Genomic DNA, 17,739 nt, shown 5'->3' with positions numbered 1-17,739 from the left:
TCTACATGGCGACAACTGGCGATGGAAACAGCGGTTCGACGCGCGGAAGTCAAGCAGCGAGGGAATGGGCCCAGGCACGCGCGGCCGATTTCGGACATGCTGTCGCCGCGATGAGGAACCGAATCGGGCTATCGGCGGTCGAGCTTTCGAACCGCACGCGCGAGATCGGCTACCCAATCACCCGATCCGCGATAGCGAAGATCGAGAGCAACTCCCGGAACGGGAAGTTTGACGTCGCGGAGGTGGTCACGTTGGCAGCTGCACTAGAGGTCTCACCTGCTCACCTGATGTTTCCCGGCTACCCAGAGGGCAAGATTTCGGTTGTGCCAAGAGACGAGATGACGGCAGACGAGGCGTGGGATTGGCTGGTCAACGGACCGGGTTTCAACCAGTGGGGAGCGCTCCATCGGCCACGAGTGATAGTGACTCGGGAGCTCTTCGAAGCCGTGCGTGACTACCGAGAGGCTGTCGAGGCAGTCGAACAGGAATATCGGCCAAGGGCCTTTGGCGAAGAAGAGTGGATTATCAGCGTTCCGAAGCACTCGATTACGAAGGGGCGCGAGGTTTCGGGCGTCGCCCGAAGAGCGGTAGACGATCGGTACCAACAACTCCGCGATCTTCGCGCCGCGGTCCAACGGCTCGGAGGAGACGTCGAACTGCCGAAGTGGGTCGGAACCTACCTCGTCCTCCCGTTCTGATGGCGAGGGGTAGGCCGGCGATTGAGCCGGGGGACTGGGGCGAAATATCCGCCTGGGAAGAGTCCGACAAGAAGACCGGGCGCACATGGTGGCGCGCGTCCGTCATCGTCGTCACGCCCTTGGGCGAGCACGTCAGGCGGCGCGCCACCCGCCCCACCCGCGGCGCCGCGATCAAAGCCGTGCGGGAAATGGCCCGCGAAACCGCAGCGGACACCACCACCGAAACCGCAACCGTCAAGCCCACCACCACCATCGCCGAACTGATCCCGATCTACCTCGACCACCGAGAAGAAGACCTGTCCCCGCGGTCGCGGAAGATCTACGAGAACGTCTTCGCCAACCACATCGAGCCGACCATCGGCGGCCTGCAGATCCGGCAGACCACCACAGCGGCCGTCGACACGTTCCTGCACAAGCTCAGCCCAGGCACTTCGAAGACCAGCCAGGCGCTGCTTTCCGGGGCATTCAGCCAGGCCGCCCGGTGGGGCGTCATCGACCACAACCCCGTGCGCGGCACCACCCGCCCAAGGGCGAAGCCACGCGACCCCGAAGCCCTCGACGGCGCCCAAATGGCCGAATACCGCGCCCGCGTGAAGGCGTACCAAACCGCCGATGCGCACGGCCCCACGAACCGGGCCGAACCACTCGGCAGACTGGTCGACGTGTTCGCGGGCACGGGTGCGCGGCCAGCAGAACTGCTCGCGGCCCGATGGGAAGACCTCGACCTCGACAGCACCCCGGCGACGATGCTGCTTCGCGGAACCAAGACCGAGAACGCCCCGCGGTGCGTGCAACTGCCGGCATTCGCCGTCGCCGCGCTGAAGGCCCAACGACGATCCCTCGGCGCCGCCGCGGACCTTCACCCTTACGTGTGGCAGACGGGCAACGGGACACCCATCTCCGTGTCGTCGCTCAACCGTTGGTTTCGAGCCGTGCGCGACCACTGGGCGGAGCAGAACCCCAACAAGGAAGACCCGCTGCCGAACGTCACGGGCCGGGCGTTCCGCAAGACCGTCGCGACGATCATCGCGGACGAGGTGGGGGAGTACGAGGCATCGCGTCAGCTCGGTCACGGCGATACGGCGGTGACGCGCCGGCACTACATTCAGGCACCCCCGCTCGGCCCCGATGTGTCCCAAGTCTTGGAGGACCATTTAAGGACCAAGTAATAGACGGAACTGTCACGTCGGGTCGGGGCAAAACGGGCTAAAGGCGCAGGCAGTGGCGTAATCCCCGGAACTACCCGGAAACGTCGTCACCAGCGTTTTCCCAGTTGCGCCAACGAAGGGTTGCTGGTTCGAGTCCAGCTGGAGGAGCAAAAACAGCGGGCCAGGGAGATTTTCCCTGGCCCGTTTTTCGTGCGCTGACCAGAATGCAGGAAAAATGCAGGAGGAATCACCGGAGGCTTATTATTCAGACCGGATGGATCAGGCATGATTCGAGTCTGGTGTCGAGGGGGTACTCGTGGGTGGGACCATGCCAGTCTGGGGAGCGGTGGCGCTCGCCGTATCGGTGGCGTTGATCACGCAGATCGGGACTTTCCTCGTCCAGTACCTGCAGCGGCATCACGACCGGGAGCGACGCCGTAATGAGGAATGGCACCGCAATCTCCGTTGGGCAGTCGATCTGATTTCGGACGGTGATGATGCGTCACTCGTGCTTGGCGTCCATGCGTTGGATGCACTCGATGATGACGACGCACTGTCCGAGAACGACCAGCGTTTGATTGATGCGATCTTGACGGCCATCCTCGCCGGTTTCGACCAAGACGACGGGGCCACTGGCAACGAACACGGATACACTGAGGCAGATAAAGATGACGGAGGTGACTCGGAATGAAGGTGCGACACTCAGCTCGCAAGGCTTCACCCGGCCAGGTGGCCGCCGCAAAGCTGCTCGTCAAGCGCGAGCGCGAAGGAAAGGTCACGGTCACCGTCAGTCCACGCATCCGCGCGATCGCTGAACAAGGGAAGCCCGACAAGGTCGCTTGACCAAGGCGAAAAGCTGCTGACTCTAGTCGTTGTGCCCCGAGGGGTAATGATTGGTTTCTGCGGGAGTCGATCCGTCCGGCCACCGCGCCTTCGGTGTTAACCCACCCCGAATCGCGCCCGGACGCGCAACCTTCCCCGCTAACCCACCCCGAATGCGCAGACCCACCCGCTGTAACGGGTGGGGCTGCGCATTCGGGGTGGGTCTGTGTGCGTGTCGGTCGACGGTGCCCATGGAAACCTGCACAGACGGACCGCGCCCACGGCAGTCGGCACAAAAGAACCCCGCACCGGCAATCGGTGCGGGGTTCCGGTCCTGCAAAGTTGCGGACGTTGTTTAGCCCACGCCGAGGATCAGATCGATGAGCTCGAGGATGGGGGTAACCGACTGGAAAAGGTCGAGGCTGGACTCAAACATGCGTTCTCCTTTGTGGGGATTGATGGTGCCGCGGCAGGTCCGGGCGTCACTGGAGTATGTGCGCCGCCTAGTCGCGGCGGTTATGTCCGGAGTAACGCCGCTGGTCGGCGACATCGCGCCCCGGTCGCCCCGACAGTAACCGAGGATTACGGGTCAAATCAATGGTCCCGACAATCATTTTCGGATGGCGGGGGTAATGGCCGGCGAGCCTTTTCGGGGAGTCCGGGTCAGGCCTCTCGGATCTTGATTTCGCCGAACATGACGATGCCGTCCAGGACCACCGTCAGCCCGTTGGGCTGGGCATTCGGGTTCAGATGGTTGATCACTTCGGTCATCGGGGTGGTCATGTCCATGATGACGCGCGTGCCGGACGGGACCGTGATCTCGATCTCGGAGAAGAACGACTGCAAATCCAGAACGATGTTGTCGCTGGGCAATTCGGCCCGGGAAAGGTCGAGCTTCAATTCGCCGAAAACCGACCACCACGTCGTTTCATTCTTCGGCGACCACCAACCGGACATCTCCTTTGATCCGAAAACCGTCGCGGTGCCGTTCTGGCGCGGGGTGTCGGGTGAATTGGAGATGGTGAATCGTGCGGGCGCGCTGCCGCGGCCGAAGGAGGACTCATACGGTTGGTCGGCGCCGCGCGCCACGGCGCCGTGCGGGGTCGGGCCGTAGGGGTTGCCCGAACTTCCCCCCGGTGCCGTGATCCCCGCCGGCCCCCGGCACTCCATTCGCGTGCCCCGGGACTCCGTGCCCGGGGACTCCATGTCCGGGGCCGCCGGTCCCTCCGCTGCCGGCGGCACCGTATCCGCCCGGCCCATGATGCGGACGGTTCTGCTCGATCCGCTCCAGGCGCCCCGCGATGGCGTCGAGTTCCGGCGAATCGTCGTCGCGGCCGGCGTCCCACACCTGGGCGCAGAGGGAGTCGTACTCCTCGATGCTCAATTCCCCGAGTCCGACGGCGACTTCCAGCCTGGCCTGAAGTCGGTCGCGTCGTCCGTGGGGCTTTCCGGGATAGGTCATGGCGCCAAATTACCCGCTTTCGCGTGCCCCCGTAAGGGCGGGCGGTGACAGCGCACACGGCGTCGTAAAGCAGCCGACCAGCGGTGATGCTTCCGAGACCGCAATTTAACGGGTTGTTCATCTTCCACCAATGTGATTTCCACGTTGGTTACCTACTCTGGCGGTTGTCCGGCAGGGGGAAGCTGCCGGACGGAACAGGAGCCACGTTGCGTACCACGACCGCGACCACTGACCGAACCCCTCTGATCCGGGATGGGGAGGTGGTGGACGCGGGCGCGACGATGCGCGGCGACACCACCGACTCCACCCGCACCGCAGGCGGGGCCGACGACGCAGGACGCCGGGGCACGGCGCTGCGCACCTACGTGCTGGACACGTCGGTGCTGCTGTCCGACCCCCACGCGCTGCGGAAATTCGCCGAGCACTCCGTCGTGCTGCCTCTGGTGGTGATCAACGAACTGGAGGCCAAGCGGCACCACCCCGAACTCGGGTGGTTCGCCCGAACGGCGCTGCGCCAGTTGGAGGAGCTGAGGCACCGCCACGAACGCCTGGACCTGCCGGTGACCGCCAACGAAGACGGCGGCACGGTGCAGGTCGAGCTCAATCACACGGACCCGTCGGTATTGCCGGCGGGTTTTCGCAATGATGCCAACGATCACCGCATCCTGGCCTGCGCCCTGAACTTCAAGGCCGAGGGCCACGACACCGTGCTCGTGACCAAGGACATCCCGTTGCGCGTGAAAGCCGGCGCGGTGGGCCTGCCCGCCGACGAGTACCACGCGCAGGACGTGGTGGTCACCGGGTACACGGGGCTGGCGGAGATCGGCGTCGCGTCGGAGGACATCGACGCGTTGTTCCGCAACGGCTTCACGCAGCTTCGCGACGACGCCGTCACCGCCGACGGCGAGCCCGCCTCGGAGCTGCCGGTGCATTGCGGAGTGCAGCTCACCGCCGGCACGCAGTCGGCGCTCGGCCGCATTCTGCCGGGCGGGGGCGTCCGCCTGGTGCGCGGCGATCTGGAGGCCTTCGGCCTGCGGGGCCGTTCCGCCGAGCAGCGCATCGCGCTGGATCTGCTTCTCGACGACGAGGTGGGCATTGTTTCGCTCGGCGGCCGCGCCGGCACCGGCAAATCCGCGCTGGCGTTGTGCGCCGGCCTGGAGGCCGTGATGGAGCATGGCAGGCACCGCAAGATCGTGGTGTTCCGCCCTCTCTACGCCGTCGGCGGGCAGAACCTCGGGTACCTGCCGGGGTCGGAGAGCGAGAAGATGAACCCCTGGGCCCAGGCCGTGTACGACACGCTGGAAGGCCTGGTCAGCCCGAACGTCATGGAGGAGATCCAGTCTCGCGGGATGCTCGAGGTGCTGCCGCTGACGCACATCCGCGGACGCAGCCTCCACGACAGCTTCGTCATCGTGGACGAGGCCCAGTCGCTGGAACGCAACGTGCTGTTGACGGTGCTGTCCCGACTGGGCGCGAATTCGCGGGTGGTGCTCACCCACGACGTCGCACAGCGCGACAACCTGCGCGTGGGCCGGCACGACGGCGTGGCGGCGATCATCGAGAAGCTGAAGGGCAACGACCTTTTCGGGCACGTCACCCTGCAGCGGTCGGAGCGTTCGCGCATCGCGGAGCTGGTGACCAACCTCCTGGAGGAAGGCTAGGGGAGCGGACGGGACGCGGGGCGGGGGAGGGCCAGGGATGGTGCGCCGGACCCGCACCCGCTCCGCGTTCGGCCGTGCGGTCGTCGGCCGCGCTCTCGCCGGCCGGGCCGCCTCGCCTCGGGGCGGGCTGGGCCGCGCGGTGCGGCGCCGGAAGGCGTTCCGGTTCCGCAACATTTGATAAACCGGCTTCGAAAAACCCGCACGCGGCCGCCGCCCGAGGGCTATCGTTCGGCCCATGAATAATTCCGTGCAAGAAATTGGCGTTCTCATCGTCGGCGCGGGCTTCTCCGGCCTCGCCGCCGGCACTCGCCTGCGAAAGGCGGGGATCGAGGATTTCCGCATCATCGACCGCGGCCATGACGTCGGCGGCACCTGGCGCGACAACACCTACCCGGGCGCGGCGTGCGACGTGCCCAGCCACCTGTACTCCCTGTCCTTCGCCCAGGAATTCGACTGGTCGCGCAGCTTCGGCACCCAGCCGGAAATCGCGGAGTACCAGCGCAGCGTCGCCGTCGAGCAGGGCCTGTACCCGCACCTGCTGTTCCGCACCGAAATGATCGACGCCCGGTGGGACGAGGCCGCCGGCCGCTGGCTGGTCAAGACCCGCGAGGTCCCGCAGCATGACGACGACCGCCGCACGGTCGTCGCCACCTCCGGGGAAATGGCGGACAGGGTGTTCGGCGGCGGCTCGGCGCAGGAGTCCGGCGAGGAGGCCGCCGCCGCGGCCGAGCCGGAGATCACCACCTGGTCGGCGCGCGACCTGATCCTCGGCGTCGGCGCCCTGTGCGAGCCGCGCCTGCCCGACATCGAGGGCATTGAGGAGTTCGAGGGCACGATCTTCCACTCGGCCCGCTGGGACCACGACGTCGACCTGCGCGGCAAGCGCGTGGCGGTCATCGGCACCGGCGCGTCGGCCATCCAGATCGTCCCGCAGATCGCCCCGATCGCCGGCCACCTGGACGTCTACCAGCGCACCGCCCCCTACGTGATCCCGCGCCTCGACCGCGCGTACATGGGGTGGGAGCGCGCGGCGCTGCGCAACGTGCCGGGCCTGCGCCGCGTGGTCCGCGCCCAGGACTACTTCTTCCGCGAGCTGCAGGTCCCGGGCCTGACCAAGAACGAAAAGCTCATGGCCCCGATCAAGTTCGTGGCGCTGCAGCAGCTGCGCCGTCAGGTCCGCGACCGCGAGCTGCGAGAGAAGCTGACCCCGAACTTCACCATCGGCTGCAAGCGCATGCTGATCTCGAACAACTACTACCCGGCGATCGCCAGCGACAACGTCGATCTGGTCACCGATCCGATCCAGCGGGTCAACGCCCACTCGATCACCACGGCCGACGGCACGGAGCGCCCTATCGACGTGCTCATCGTCTGCACCGGCTTCCACGTCACCGACTCGCCGACGTTCGCGCTGGTCCACGGCCGCAGCGGCGAATCGCTGGCGGAGATGTGGGGCCGCAACGGCATGGCCGCCCACAAGGGCACCACGATCCACGGCTTCCCGAACCTGTCGGTGCTCATGGGCCCGGCCACCGGCCTGGGCCACACGTCGATGATCTACATGATCGAGTCGCAGATGAACTACGTCATGGAGATGCTGAAGACCAAGCGCCGCCACGGCGCCGACGTCGCCGAGGTGTCCGAGCGCGCCCAGGAGGAGTGGAACGACTGGGTCCGCGAGCGCCTGCCCGGCACGGTGTGGGTCAGCGGCTGCGGTTCCTGGTACCTCGACGAGCACGGCAACGCCCCGGCGGTGTGGCCGAGCTGGACGTGGAAGTTCCGCGCGAAGACCAAGAAGTTCGATGCGTCGTCGTATGACCTGCGCGTGGCCAAGCCGGTCGCGGCGGTGAGCGGCTAGCACCCGGGAAACCGGCGCCGGGTGAATCGGCGCCGGGAAACCAGCGCCCGTTAACCCGGCACCCGGGAAACCGGACCCATTGATCCGGAAAACGCCCGGTGGCCCCTGCCGACGAAAGTCGGCCGGGGCCACCGGGTTTTCTCGCGCCCGCTACACGCCGGCGCTGCGGCGGATGCAGTCGGCGATGGTCCTGCCGTCGTCGATCATCGGCACGTGCCCGAGGCCGGGCAGGAGGTGCAGCGGCACGTCGGGCAGCACCTCGTGGTGCCGCTTCCAGCCGCGGATCAGGGTGAGGTCGGAGGTGCCCCAGTAGCTCGTCTGGGGAGCGCCGGCGACGTCGGGGGAGAAGGTGAAGCTCGCGCGCAGGCCGTGGTCGATGACCTTGTTGCCCAGCATGTTCTTCGCGTCGCGCTCGACGGCCGCCGGATCCAGGCGCCACGGCTTCGCCGAGAACATCCCGAACATCGACGTGCGCCCGAAGGCGGTCTTCGACATCGCCGGGAGCATCGGCCGCAGCACCCGGCCGATGCCGCGCAATGCCAGGAACTGGGCGACGGTGCGGCGCTGGTCCCACGGGCCGTGGAAGAATCCGGCCGGGTTGAAGGCGGTCGCGGACGCCGCATGCCCCCGTCGGGCCAGCTCCAGCGCGAAATAACCACCCAGCGAGTTGCCCGCCACGTGCGGCTTTTCCCCGTCGACCGCCACTTCGCGCAGGAACGCGGCGAGTTGGTCGATCATGCGCTCGACGATGTCGTCGTCAAGCGAATCGGGGTCCGGCGACGCGGCATGGCCCGGAAGGTCGATGGTCACCACGCGGAAGTGGTCGACGAGCCCGGGCAGCACGTCGTCCCAGGCGTGGCGCGAGTGGCAGATGCCGTGGATGAGCACCAGCGTCGGGCCCGCGCCGTGGATGGAATGGGCGATGGCGGACGGCGTGGCGTCGCTGGGGACGTCGCGGCCGGTCACGGGGGTTGCGTCGGGATTCTGCGTCATGCGCAACAGGCTATTGCAGGCGAAACCATGCCGCGGCCGTTCCGGGGAAATCCCCGGAGGACCGGCTGGCCCGGCGCTGCGGGGCAGGGCGGACGATGCAGCGTGGCCGGATCGGTCGGCCCGGTTCAGTCGCCCTTGGTCGTCTCCGCCAGCCGGCGGCGCGCGGGGAAGTCCGGGGAGGCGACGGTCGCCTCGAGGGTGGCCTGGTCGGCGTAGGACGACGTCGCCCCCAGCGACCGCACAGCCAGCGAACCGGCGGCGGTGCCCAGCGCGACGGCGCGTTCGGCGGTGCCGCCCCGGGCGAGTTCCGCGGCGATGGTGCCCGCGAAGGCGTCGCCGGCGCCGGTGGTGTCGACGATCTCCTCCGCCGGAACCTTCAGCGACGGCTGGTGCCACACGATGCCGTCGCCGCCGTCGACCTCCGCGCGGGCGTAGACGGAGCCCTCGTCGCCCATGGAGATGACCACCGACGCGCAGTACTCCAGCAGCGCGTCGATCTGCGTGACGATGTCCCCGCGGCGGATGCCTTCGGCGGCGCCGAGCTTGCGCAGGACCTCCCAGGCTTCGGTGCGGTTGACGATCAGCGGGTCGGCGGTGTCGATGAGCGTCGGCGTCACCACGGTCACCGGCGCGAGGTTGAGGATGAACCGCGTGCCGTGCAAGTTGGCGATCATGCCGAGCTGCTCGGTGGCCTCCGGGCGCAGCTCGCCCTGGGCGAGGAGGATGTCGGCCTCCGAGATTTCGGCGGTGAACTCCATCGGGTCGGTGATGGCGTTGGCGCCGCTGGTGACGAACACCATGTGGTCGCCGTCGGGCTTCGTGGCGATGAACGCGGAGCCGGTCGGTTCGTCCCAGGTGGTCTGGATCGAGTGGGCGTCGACGCCGTTGGCGGCGAGCTCCGACAGGACGAGGTCGGCCGCCGGATCCTCGCCGACGGTGCCGGCCATGATGGCGCGCACGCCCGCGTGGGCGACGGCGGAGGCCTGGTTGGCGCCCTTGCCGCCGAGCGCCTGGGCGGAGCTTTCGACGATCGCGGCCTCGCCCGGCACCGGGAATTCTGCGACCTGCGCGAGGGTGTCCTGGTGCAGCGAACCGCAGATCACGACCGCGGGCTCACCGGGGTCGGAATCCGGCATCAGGCGCTCGACGGTGGCGTCGATGGGCTGGATGGTGCGGTGGGTCCCGGGGGCGTTGCGGTGGTGGGGCTGCATGCCATCAACTCTGCCATGAGCGGCGAAAACGTGTCGGTTCGTGCACCCGAATGACGGGCGCGGGGCTGGGCCGGCGGTGGGGTTGCGGGGTGGTTGGAGCGGGTGTGCGCCCCGCTTTGCGACGGCCATGTCCCGGTGATTCGCCGGCGCTTGCTAAATTGAGCCGGTGCGCGATGGACGCGGCGGTGACGCCGGGGGTCGCGGACGCCGGGGAGCCGGTCGGCTGCCTCGCCCCTGTAGCTCAGTCGGTTAGAGCCGCGGACTCATAATCCGTAGGTCGCGGGTTCGAGCCCCGCCGGGGGCACGTGAAGAGCATCCCCGCCGGGCCCCCGCCCGGTGGGGATGCGTCGTTTTCGGGTGGGGGCTCACTCGGCGTTTGCGGCAGAGGATTCTTCGGTGCTGCGGCGGACCATGAACGCGCACAGGAACCCGATGGCCAGGGCGGCGACCGTGGCGAAGAGGGACAGCCTGGTGGCGTCGGCGAAGAGCTGGGACAGCGCTGCGACGGTGTCATCCGGCGTGCCCTGGGCGCGGAGCATCGGCAGGAGGCCGCCCGCCGACTCCGCGAGGGGATCGGCGAAGGGGGCGGCGTCCGCCGGAAGGTCGCCCGAGTGGGTGCGGATGCCCACCGTCAGCATGGCGCCGGCGAGGGCCGCGCCCAGCGCCGACCCGACCTGGCGGATGGTCGACTGCGTCGCCGAGGCTTGGCCGGACAGCGCATCCGGTATGTCGCCGAGCACCAGCGACGTCAGCTGGGCCGACGCCAGGCCGAGCCCCAGTCCGTAGATGACCAGCGCCACGACGATGAGCCACAACGGCTGCTCCGGGCGTTCCTCGGCCGCCAGCTGGAGGGCGCCGAAGACCTCGAGACCGAGGCCGAGCAGGACGACTCCCGGTGCGCCGATGCGGGCGGCGAGGTGCCGCGCCATCGCGCCGGACAGAAATGCGCCGAACGCCATGCCCGCGAGAATGAGGCCGGTGACCACCGTCGACAGGCCGACCGCGGAAATGAGGTAGAGGGGCAGGACGAAGACGAGGGCGAACTCGCCCACGGCGACGAGCAGCGCCGTCGCGTTGCCCCAGCTGAACGTCGGGTAGCGGAACATGTCCAGCTCGAGCAGCACCGGGGCATCGGCCTTCGCCCGCGAGCTTTCCACCGCCACGAACGCGATGAGCGCGATCGCGCCGACGACCAGTGCGATCCCCGCCGCGGAGGGCAGCGCCGCCGGCCAGTCGAGAGGACCGATGGAGAAGGGGCGGATCTGCGACCATAAGCCGATTTTGGGGCCCTCGATGATGCCGAATACCAAGGTGCCGAAGCCGAGGGAGGACAGGAAGAACCCGGCCATGTCGAACTGGGGGGACCGGCCGCCGGCCCCGGTGTCCGGCACCACCGCGAGGCTCGCCGCGAAGAGGATGGCGGCGATGGGGACGTTGACCCAGAAGATCGATTCCCATCCGATGTTCTCGGTGAGCAGTCCGCCGGCCAGGGGGCCGATGGCCGCCGCACCGGCCATCACGGCACCCCACACGCCGAAGGCCGCCGCGCGTTCCTTGCCGCGGAAAACGACGTTGACGGTCGACAGCGTCGAGGGCAGGATCGCCGCGCCGCCGAGGCCCTGCACCACGCGTGCGCCGATGAGGGCGCCGCCGCCGGTGGACAGCGCCGCCATCACCGATCCCGCCGCGAACAGGGCCAGGCCCGCCAGGAACAGTTTCCGGCGGCCGAAGAGGTCGCCGATCCGTCCGGCGGTCAGCAGGAATGCGGCGAAGACCACCGAGTACAGGCTGGTGACCCATTGGGCGCCGGCGAGGTCCAGGCCGACCTCGCGGATGATGGTGGGCATGGAAACGCCGACGATGGTGCCGTCGAGGACGACCATCCCGAGCCCCGCGGCGAGAACGCCGAGTGCCGCCCAGCGGCGGGGATGATTCGCGGCCGCGTCGTCCGCGCGCCCGGACCGATGGGCGGCCGGAAGGTCACCCGAACCTGATGTCGTGCTCATGAATCCACGGTACGTCCGGCGCCGACGTGCGGCATCGGTGAAAAGTCGGAGGTTTCCCGGGCCGAGGGCGCCTCAGCGGTCGTCGGTTCCCCTGGGGTCGCCACCGGTGGGCGACCCCGCCGCTGCGACCTCAGGCGCCCTCGCGCTCATGTCCTTCGCGACCGTTGCCGTCGCCACCGGGGTTCCGGTTGCCCCAGCGGAAGAAGTTCCACAGGCGGTGGCTGGGATCGCGGTCGTACTCGCGCTCCTGATAGTCGAAGACGGGCAGCCGCCATTGCCGCCAGATGGACAGCAGGCGGGTGACGAAGGCGACCGTGACCGACGCGATGATGGTCACGCTCTCCGACGCGCCCATCCAATCGAGTGCGAAGTAGACGACCGTGGCCAGCAGGGCGATGGAGGCGTACAGCTCCTTCTGGAACACCAGCGGCACGCGGTCGCACAGCAGGTCGCGCAGCACGCCGCCGAAGACGCCGGTGAGCACCGCCGCGACGACGGCGATGATGAACCCGTAGCCCATCTCCAGGGCGATGCGGATGCCGATCACGGCGAAGGCGGACAGGCCCACGGCGTCGAGCACCAGGAACAGCACCCGGAAGTGCTCCATGAGGAAGGAAATGGACACCGTCAGAATCGCGGCGCCGATGATGAGCAGCAGATACTGCGGGTCCTCGACCCACACCAGCGGGTAGTGGCCGAGGACGAGGTCGCGGATGGTGCCGCCGCCGATGGCGGTGACGCAGGCGATGGTGGACACGCCGAACAGGTCCATTTTCTGGCGACCGGCGGCCAGGGCGCCGGTCATCCCCTCGGCGGTGATGCCGATGACCCACAACACATGGAGCAGCATGGCTCAACGGTAGACCATCGGCCGGCCGGATCAGGCGTCGAGCAGCTTCTTCATCTGCTCGATCTCGGTCTTCTGGGCGGAGACGATGCTCTCGGCGAGCTCGCGGGTCGGCTTGTTCTCGCCGTCCCGGATGACGGACTCGGCCATGTCGATCGCGCCCCCGTGGTGCTCGATCATGCCCTCGAGGAACAGGCGGTCGAACTCCGGCCCCTTCGCCTCGGCGAGCTTCTTCATGGCGTCGTCGGAAAGCATGCCCTTCATGTCCTCCGGGGAATCGCCGTGGCCCCCGTGCCCGTCGTGCGACTCGTGGATGGCCGGGGCGGCCGGATCCTCGCCCCAGGCGGCCAGACGGGCGCTCATCTGCTCGATCTCGCGGCCCTGCGACTCCGCGATCTTCTTGCCCAGGTCGATGATGTCGGAGTTTTCGGTGCGGCCGTCGATGAGGCCGACCATGGTCACCGCCTGCTGGTGGTGGGCCATCATCATGCGGTTGAAGGCCACGTCGGCGTCGTTGTGGGGGCCGGAATCCTCGGCCTCGGGCATTTCGGTCTCGGGCTGGGAGGACGCCCCGGCGGCGCCCGGGGTCCGGTCCCCGTCGGCGGACTTGCCGTCCGAGGCGGCGGGCCGGTCGGTCCCGCCGTTGCCGTCGTCGGATCCGCAGGCGGCCATGGTCAGCGACAGGGCGACCGTGCCGGCCAGCGCCATACCGCGGAGAAATCGCTTCGCTTTCATACGCTCACCTTGCCACCCGAAGCGGCGGCGGCGAAAGCGCCGCGCCCCGGCGGGCGGACGTGATTTCCGCCGCCTCCCGCGGAGCCTCTTCCGCGCCTCTTCCGCAGACTTTGTTGACAGACCAATCAGTCTGCTTCTAGCGTATCGGTCATGTCGATGATGCTCACGCGCAGGCTCTGGCTGGACCAGGGCCACTACCACGGGGACATGTGTCCGCGCCCCGTGGTTCCCGCCTGATCGACCCAACGGCCGCCACCCCGGACCGCGGGTCGCCTCCTCCTTCCGTTCACCCGCGCACCTCGCGCGCCACAAGGAAAGGCTCGCCCGTGAGCACCTCTTCCCCGGCGGCCGAACGCCGCCGCATCGCACCCTCCCGGATCCCCGACTGGGCCACCGGTTTCGGCGCCCAGGTCATCTACGGCCTGATCATCGGCCTCATCCTCGGCTTCGTCGCCCGCGGCACCGCCGAAGGCTCGGGCCTGCGCGCCGTCCTCGACTCCGTCGGCGGCGCCTACGTCCAGCTGCTGAAGCTGATGGTCCCGCCGCTGGTGGTCACGGCGGTGATCACCTCGGTGGCCAACCTGCGCAAGGTCACCAACGCCGCGCGCCTGGCGTTGTCCACGCTGCTGTGGTTCGCCGCCACCGCCTTCGCCTCCGTCGTCGCGGGCCTGCTCATCGGCCTGTGGCTCAAGCCGGGCCTCGGCTCCGGCGTCGATGCCGCCGCCGCGGAAGCCCCGTCGTCGACGGGCTCGTGGTGGGCGTTCCTGGCGGGCATCGTGCCCGAGAACATCCTCGGCCTGGGCGTCAAGGTCGCCGAGGACGGCGCTTCCCCGACGTTCAACGTCCTGCAGCTGCTGGTCATCTCCATCGCCCTGGGCATCGCGGCGGTGAAGGTCGGCGAACCGGCCGAGCCGTTCCTGCGGGGCACGGAGTCGCTGCTGCAGATCATCCAGAAGGTCCTGTGGTGGATCATCCGCCTGGCGCCGATCGGCACCGCGGCGTTGATCGGCCGCGCCGTCGCCGAGTACGGCTGGGAGGCCCTGGGGTCGCTGGGCAAGTTCACCCTGGCCATCTACGTGGGCCTGCTGGTGGTCATCGGCATCATTTACCCGGTGGTGCTGAAGGCCAACGGGCTGCCGGTGGGTGCGTTCTTCCGCCGCGTGTGGCCGGTGACGTCGCTGGGCTTCGTCACACGCTCGTCGATGGGCGTCATGCCGGTGACCCAGCGCGTCACGGAGCGCCGCCTGGGCGTGCCCCGCGAGTACTCGTCCTTCGCCGTGCCGCTGGGCGCGACGACGAAGATGGACGGTTGCGCCGCGATTTACCCCGCCATCGCCGCCCTGTTCGTGGCGCAGTTCTACGGGGTGCAGCTGGGAGTGACCGATTACCTGCTCGTGGTCATCGTTTCGGTGCTGGGGTCGGCCGCGACGGCCGGCACGACGGGCGCGACGGTGATGCTGACCCTGACGCTGTCGACCCTGGGCCTGCCCCTGGAGGGCGTCGGCCTGCTGCTGGCCGTCGAGCCGATCCTGGACATGGGCCGCACCGCCGTCAACGTCACCGGCCAGGCGCTGGTTCCGGCGATCGTCGCCAAGCGCGCGGGCATCCTCGACGCCTCGGCGTTCGAGGGCGAACCGCGGCCGCTTGACGACGACGCCGCAGCCGCCGAATCCGGTTCCGCCGCCGCCGAGTCGGACGCGACTGAGCCGGCCACAATCGAACCGGCCGCTTCGGAGGTCCGGCCGGATGCGGAAGCGCGGTCGTCGCAAAGCGATGCGGCGCAGGAGCGCACCGGAGCCGGGGTTTCCCTCCCGCGTTAGCCTGGGGGCATGACCGAGCTTTCCAACGCCCTGTCCAGCCAGCTCGCCGCCGTCGACGAGTGGCCCGTGAAGTCCGTGTGCGCCGCCGCCCGCGGCGCCGATGGCCGGTGGGCCGTCCACGGCGACGAATCGCGGGTGTACGGCCTGGCCAGCGTGACCAAGCTGCTGTCCGCCCACGCGATGCTGGTGGCGGTGGAGGAGGGCGTGTTCGAACTCGACGATGAGCTGGAGCCGCCCGGGGCGACCGTGCGCCACCTGCTGTCGCATGCCGGTGGCGTCGGGTTCGCGTCGCCGAAGCCGGAGAAGGCGCCGGGGGAGCGGCGGCTGTATTCCTCGGCGGGGTTCGACATCATCGCCGACCGCATTGCGGAGGAGACCGGCATGAGCTTCCCGCAGTACCTGCGCGCGGCGACGTTCGAGCCGCTGGGCATGGGGTCGGCCGTGCTGCACGGTTCGGCGGGGCACGGCGGCGAGGGCTCGGTGGCGGATCTGATGAAGTTCGCCGACGAGATCCTCGACCCCGCGATCCTGCACCCGGACACCGTCGCCGAGGCCCTGACCGTGCAGTTTCCGGGGCTCGACGGCGTGGTGCCGGGCTACGGGCCGCAGAAGCCGGCGGATTGGGGGCTGGGCTTCGAGATTTTCTCCCGCCCCGAGTCGCGCCAGGGCCTGTGGTTCGGCGAGTCGATGCCCGCGGACGTGGCCGGGCATTTCGGCCAGGCCGGCACGTTCCTGTGGGTGCACGCGGATACCGGGCGCGCGTGCGTGGCGCTCACCGACCGGCCGTTCGGCGATTGGGCGAAGCCGCTGTGGAGAGACTTCAACGACGAACTGTGGTCGGTGTTCGAAGGCATCGGCTAGCCGCGCACGTTCGCCCCGATGACGGCGGGCACCGTCGTGGGTTCGTCGCCGAAGAGTTCCCGCTGGTATTCGTCCTGCTCGAAGTCGTGGCCGGTGCCGCGAATCGCCCCGACGTTCGCGTCGGGCCGGGGCTGGTGCCGGAGGACGGCGGCGTGTCCCGGGCCATTTTTGCTTGACGACGCCCCGTTCGCCCCGGAGCCGGCCGCCGGGCCGGTGCGTGCCACGGCGACCGTCGACGGCGTCCTGCCGGAACCGGCGCCCGTGCCGTTGACGCCCGGTCCGCCGATGCCGCCGCGACCGCGGGCAACCGGATTGCCCGGTCCGGCCGAGCCGCCGGAACCGATGCCGCCGGGTCGACCGCCGAACGAACCGGCGCCGAGCCCGCCGATGTTGCCTATGCCCGACGCGCCGCGCGATCCCGCTCCGCCGGCGCCTGCCCCGCTTGTCGAGGCGGCGGGCGACATTCCCGTCGGCGCGGGAGGCATGGCCCCGGTTCCGATCGCCGTCGGTGCGGTGGCGCCGGCCGGGGTCATCGGGGCGGCGGCCGCGCCGGGGATGGTGGGGACCGGGCCGGACGTCGCCGGCGCGGCAGGTGTGCTGGCGGGAGCGCTGCCCATGGGGTTCATTCCGTTGGGCCCGGTGATGGGCGCGGAGGAGGCCGGGGCCATGGATGACGCCGCCGCGCCGGGTGCGGAGGCGGCTGTGGTCATGCCGGCCGGGGATAGTCCTGCTTGGGATGCTCCGGCGGCGCCGTGGCCGCCGGCGATGCCGGCGGCGACGAGGTCCGGGGCGCTGACGGAGAAGTCGGGTTGCGTCAGGTTCGGCAGGGTGGGGACGGCGGACTGGAGTTGCCCGAGGTAGGGGCCGTTGATGAAGGCGGAGATCTCGGCGCGTTCGAAGGATTCGCGGGCGGCGGCGTCGGGGATGGTCTGGGCCTGGGCTTCGATGGAGCCGAGGGTGTTGACGGCCATGGCCTTCACCGCGGGCAGCGCACCCAGGTGCGAGACCAGGATGGAGGCGGATGCGGCGACGTTGCCGACGCGCGCGGCGAGGCCGGTGAGGCTGGCCGCGGCGGCGTCGAAGGCGGCTCCTTCGTTGTCGGCGGCGAGTTTGAGGGCGGCGTCGCCGAGGGTCGTGGCCAGGTCGATCATGCGGGTGGCGTACCCGGTCCAGTAGGTGATGGCGTCGCCGACGGCGGCGTCGTTGGTGGCGACGAACTTGCCCAGGAGAGATTCGGCGGATTCGGATAGTTCGGGGCCGACGACGGCCGGGGAGAATACGAGGGTGCCCGGGTTGAAGGGCGGCCGGGCGCCGAAGGCGTGGTGCACGATGCCGTCGGCTACTTGGAGCTTCTTGGGGGTGTGGAGGGGATCGATGCCGGTGAATGCGCCCGCGGTGTCGGCTTCGTGGGACTGCAGGGCGGTGATCATCGATTTGAGGTTAGCGGCGGACCACTGGATTTCGTGGTCGATGGCGGCGGACACGACGACGGAACAGCCGGAGGAACCGACGATTGCCAAGGAATGCTGCGTGGCGACCATCTGCATCGACGGCACGGGGGAGTACCCCGAAAGTGAGACAGACGGTGCGGCGTTTCCTGCAATGTTGAGAGTAAGT

Annotated in this window: 15 protein-coding genes and 1 tRNA gene; 9 read left to right on the top strand and 7 right to left on the bottom strand. The window is 69.0% G+C overall.

Annotated elements, in window-relative coordinates; translation table 11 throughout:
- Positions 1 to 5: 5 nt before the first annotated feature.
- From CHAN_RS09410 to CHAN_RS09395, 4 genes are all read left to right on the top strand, one after another.
- Positions 6 to 698: a helix-turn-helix domain-containing protein gene (locus CHAN_RS09410; protein ID WP_290289095.1), complete on the top strand. Its 693-nt coding sequence runs from the start codon at positions 6 to 8 to the stop codon at positions 696 to 698.
- Between the two features lie 119 nt (positions 699 to 817).
- Positions 818 to 1,867, top strand: coding sequence for a site-specific integrase (locus CHAN_RS09405; protein ID WP_290289091.1), 1,050 nt, complete (start codon positions 818 to 820; stop codon positions 1,865 to 1,867).
- Positions 1,868 to 2,192: 325 nt separating this feature from the next.
- Positions 2,193 to 2,537, top strand: coding sequence for a hypothetical protein (locus CHAN_RS09400; RefSeq protein WP_290289089.1), 345 nt, complete (start codon positions 2,193 to 2,195; stop codon positions 2,535 to 2,537).
- Positions 2,534 to 2,689 carry an RNA helicase gene (locus tag CHAN_RS09395; protein ID WP_153251502.1) on the top strand — a complete coding sequence of 52 codons (156 nt, stop codon included), beginning with the start codon at positions 2,534 to 2,536 and terminating at the stop codon, positions 2,687 to 2,689. The genes CHAN_RS09400 and CHAN_RS09395 overlap by 4 nt, the downstream gene beginning before the upstream one ends.
- Before the next feature lie 642 nt (positions 2,690 to 3,331).
- On the opposite strand, the gene CHAN_RS09390 is transcribed toward CHAN_RS09395, so the two are convergent.
- On the bottom strand, positions 3,332 to 3,757 hold the full coding sequence (locus CHAN_RS09390) for a LiaF domain-containing protein (RefSeq protein ID WP_290289084.1): 426 nt from the start codon (positions 3,755 to 3,757) through the stop codon (positions 3,332 to 3,334).
- A 579-nt stretch (positions 3,758 to 4,336) separates the two neighbouring features.
- Here CHAN_RS09390 and phoH2 point away from each other — a divergent pair.
- Together phoH2 and CHAN_RS09380 are read left to right on the top strand one after the other, a co-directional pair.
- The gene (phoH2, locus tag CHAN_RS09385; RefSeq protein WP_290289081.1) at positions 4,337 to 5,791 is read left to right on the top strand and encodes an RNA 5'-3' helicase PhoH2; all 1,455 of its coding nucleotides are present in this window, start codon (positions 4,337 to 4,339) and stop codon (positions 5,789 to 5,791) included.
- 235 nt (positions 5,792 to 6,026) lie between these two features.
- Entirely contained in the window at positions 6,027 to 7,649 is a 1,623-nt protein-coding gene (locus CHAN_RS09380; protein ID WP_290289077.1) for a flavin-containing monooxygenase, read from the top strand.
- A 150-nt stretch (positions 7,650 to 7,799) separates the two neighbouring features.
- Here the strand turns inward: CHAN_RS09380 and CHAN_RS09375 are convergent, their stop codons facing one another.
- Together CHAN_RS09375 and CHAN_RS09370 are read right to left on the bottom strand one after the other, a co-directional pair.
- Complete coding sequence (locus tag CHAN_RS09375; protein ID WP_290289074.1) at positions 7,800 to 8,642, bottom strand: alpha/beta fold hydrolase; 843 nt, start codon at positions 8,640 to 8,642, stop codon at positions 7,800 to 7,802.
- A 125-nt stretch (positions 8,643 to 8,767) separates the two neighbouring features.
- Entirely contained in the window at positions 8,768 to 9,853 is a 1,086-nt protein-coding gene (locus CHAN_RS09370) for a ribokinase (protein ID WP_290289072.1), read from the bottom strand.
- 230 nt (positions 9,854 to 10,083) lie between these two features.
- Between CHAN_RS09370 and CHAN_RS09365 the strand changes: the two genes are divergently transcribed.
- Positions 10,084 to 10,157, top strand: a tRNA-Ile gene (locus CHAN_RS09365).
- A 61-nt stretch (positions 10,158 to 10,218) separates the two neighbouring features.
- Here the strand turns inward: CHAN_RS09365 and CHAN_RS09360 are convergent.
- The 3 genes from CHAN_RS09360 to CHAN_RS09350 form a co-directional block, all read right to left on the bottom strand.
- Positions 10,219 to 11,859 carry an MFS transporter gene (locus CHAN_RS09360; protein ID WP_290289069.1) on the bottom strand — a complete coding sequence of 547 codons (1,641 nt, stop codon included), beginning with the start codon at positions 11,857 to 11,859 and terminating at the stop codon, positions 10,219 to 10,221.
- A 130-nt stretch (positions 11,860 to 11,989) separates the two neighbouring features.
- Positions 11,990 to 12,709, bottom strand: a complete 720-nt coding sequence (locus tag CHAN_RS09355) for a trimeric intracellular cation channel family protein (protein ID WP_082144370.1) — start codon at positions 12,707 to 12,709, stop codon at positions 11,990 to 11,992.
- A 30-nt stretch (positions 12,710 to 12,739) separates the two neighbouring features.
- A complete protein-coding gene (locus CHAN_RS09350) occupies positions 12,740 to 13,441 on the bottom strand; it encodes a DUF305 domain-containing protein (RefSeq protein ID WP_290289066.1) in 702 nt (233 codons plus the stop codon).
- A 326-nt stretch (positions 13,442 to 13,767) separates the two neighbouring features.
- On the opposite strand from CHAN_RS09350, the gene CHAN_RS09345 reads away from it, so the two are divergent.
- The gene (locus CHAN_RS09345) at positions 13,768 to 15,261 is read left to right on the top strand and encodes a dicarboxylate/amino acid:cation symporter (RefSeq protein ID WP_290289063.1); all 1,494 of its coding nucleotides are present in this window, start codon (positions 13,768 to 13,770) and stop codon (positions 15,259 to 15,261) included.
- A gap of 9 nt (positions 15,262 to 15,270) precedes the next feature.
- Positions 15,271 to 16,122: a serine hydrolase domain-containing protein gene (locus CHAN_RS09340; protein ID WP_290289061.1), complete on the top strand. Its 852-nt coding sequence runs from the start codon at positions 15,271 to 15,273 to the stop codon at positions 16,120 to 16,122.
- On the opposite strand, the gene CHAN_RS09335 is transcribed toward CHAN_RS09340, so the two are convergent.
- On the bottom strand, positions 16,119 to 17,678 hold the full coding sequence (locus tag CHAN_RS09335; RefSeq protein ID WP_290289058.1) for a hypothetical protein: 1,560 nt from the start codon (positions 17,676 to 17,678) through the stop codon (positions 16,119 to 16,121). The genes CHAN_RS09340 and CHAN_RS09335 overlap by 4 nt on opposite strands.
- Positions 17,679 to 17,739 lie beyond the last annotated feature (61 nt).

This window comes from Corynebacterium hansenii (genome assembly GCF_030408795.1).
GTDB lineage: Bacteria > Actinomycetota > Actinomycetes > Mycobacteriales > Mycobacteriaceae > Corynebacterium > Corynebacterium hansenii.
The sequence above is the reverse complement of the archived record's forward strand: the minus strand, read 5'-3'. Positions and strand labels throughout refer to the sequence as shown.